We start from the raw sequence: 1,895 nt of genomic DNA on the forward strand, positions 1-1,895 counted from the left end.
CCGAGCAGCGCGCCGAGGCGGCGGCTGGCGCGCACGATGCGCCCGCGCCGCAGCAGCGCCAGACCGATGCCGGAGCGCTCGAACAGCGCGTGCTCGGTATCGAGCAGCGGATCGAGCCGCAGGCGCAGCGAGCGCAGCGTCTCGATGTCGCGGGCCTCGAACAGCAGCAGCTCACCGCCTTCGACCGGGTCGTCGCGGCGCGTGACGCGCACCTCGTGCCAGCGCTCGCCGTCGACCGTGCGCAGCGGCAGTTCGTTGATCCAGACCTCGCCGTGGATCAGCGCCGTCTGGCAGTCGGCGCGATCCTGCGCGCGCATGAACAGCTCGTAGAGATTGCCGGCGCCGCTGCCGAAATGCGCGCGCGCCGCCGGGCTGTGCGCGAGCAGCCAGCCGTCGCCGTCGAACACCGACAGCGGCACGGTCGCGTGCCCGAAGGCGAGCAGCGTGCGCGCCAGCCGCGCCGCGGCCGGGGCGACCAGGCCTTCGACCAGCAGCGCCGGCCCGCCTTCGGCCTCGTTCAGCGCCGCAATCCGCACGCGCGCCGGGCCGCCGGCATACGGCCAGTCCAGCATCTGCGGGCCGCGGTCGAGGCAGTCGCGATACCAGGCGCCGAGGCGGGCGGCCTCGGGCAGTTCCAGCGGCGGCAGGCGTTCGGCCGCAGCGTTGCGCCAGCGCACGCACGGCGGATCGATGGCCATCAGCCACAGCGGGATCTGCAGGGCATCGGGTGAGGGTGGGCGCGCGCCCGGCGTACTGGCATCCACTTTGTCGTGTGCTCTGTGGCAGGCTGCGGCTGCGTACGGATGCGCAGGCGCAGGTGTCGGAATCCACCGGCTGCGCCTGCCCGTGCCTACCCTGCAGGGGCAAGGACGGGGCCTGGCGCCGATCCGGCATGCAGTCGGCGGTATCCGGCATTCTGCAATCAGACCCGGCATGGCCGGCATTGTATGCCGCAGTGCAGCATTCAGCACACTGACCATATGGTCATCATGGTCAGGTTTTCCGGTTTCGACCCGCTCCCCCACGGGTAACGGAGGTTCCAGCATGAAAGTCGGAGTCGTCGGTCTCGGCGCGATGGGTGCGCCCATGGCCCGGAATCTTCACCGTGCCGGCCTGCTCGCGCAGGTCTGGAACCGCAGCGCCGACAAGGCGCAGGCGCTCGCTGCCGAGACCGGCTGCATCGCCGCACCCGATCCGGAATCGCTGGCGCGCGCCTGCGCGGTGGTCATCAGCTGCGTGTCGGCCGATCAGGATCTGCTCGCGGTCGTCGATGCGCTGCTGCCCGGCGCGCATGCCGGCCTGATCGTCTGCGACTGCTCGACGATCGCCGCCGACACCGCCCGCGAGGCTGCGCAGCGCCTCGCCGCGACCGGCACGGCTTTCCTCGACACGCCGGTGTCCGGCGGCGTCGAGGGCGCGCAGAAGGGCACGCTGTCGGTGATGGCCGGCGGCGAGGCCGCAGCCCTCGAACGCGCGCGACCGGCGCTGGAGGCGATCTCGGCGCGCATCACGCACATGGGTCCGGTCGGCAGCGGTCAGGCGACCAAGGCCGTCAACCAGATCATGTGCGCCGGCATCGGCCTGGCGGTCACCGAGGCGCTGGCCTTCGGCGGCGCACTCGGGCTCGATCTCGACAAGGTCGTCGACGTGGTCTCGGCCGGGGCGGCCGGCAACTGGTTCGTCGAGAAGCGCGGCCACACGATGATCCGCGACGACAACGCCGTCGGCTTCAAGACCCGGCTGCTGATCAAGGATCTGGAGATCTGCCTGGCGATGGCCCGCGCCGCCGGCGGCCGGCTGCCGACCGTCGAGACCGTGCTGCCGCAGTACCGCCGGCTGGTCGACGAGGGCTTCGGCGACGAGGATCACTCGGCGCTGTTCCGGCTGCAGCGCGG

At 72.0% G+C, this 1,895-nt stretch carries 1 protein-coding gene and 1 pseudogene; one reads left to right on the plus strand and one right to left on the minus strand.

The window, feature by feature from the left end; genetic code table 11:
* Nucleotides 1-698: pseudogene (locus tag PKE44_RS18905) on the minus strand (PAS domain-containing protein); the annotation flags it as partial.
* A 346-nt stretch (nucleotides 699-1,044) separates the two neighbouring features.
* Here PKE44_RS18905 and PKE44_RS18910 point away from each other — a divergent pair.
* Nucleotides 1,045-1,895, plus strand: an 851-nt coding sequence (locus tag PKE44_RS18910) for an NAD(P)-dependent oxidoreductase (protein ID WP_324554321.1), incomplete at its 3' end; no start/stop codon positions are given.

It is taken from the genome of Plasticicumulans sp., from assembly GCF_035331805.1.
GTDB lineage: Bacteria > Pseudomonadota > Gammaproteobacteria > Competibacterales > Competibacteraceae > Plasticicumulans.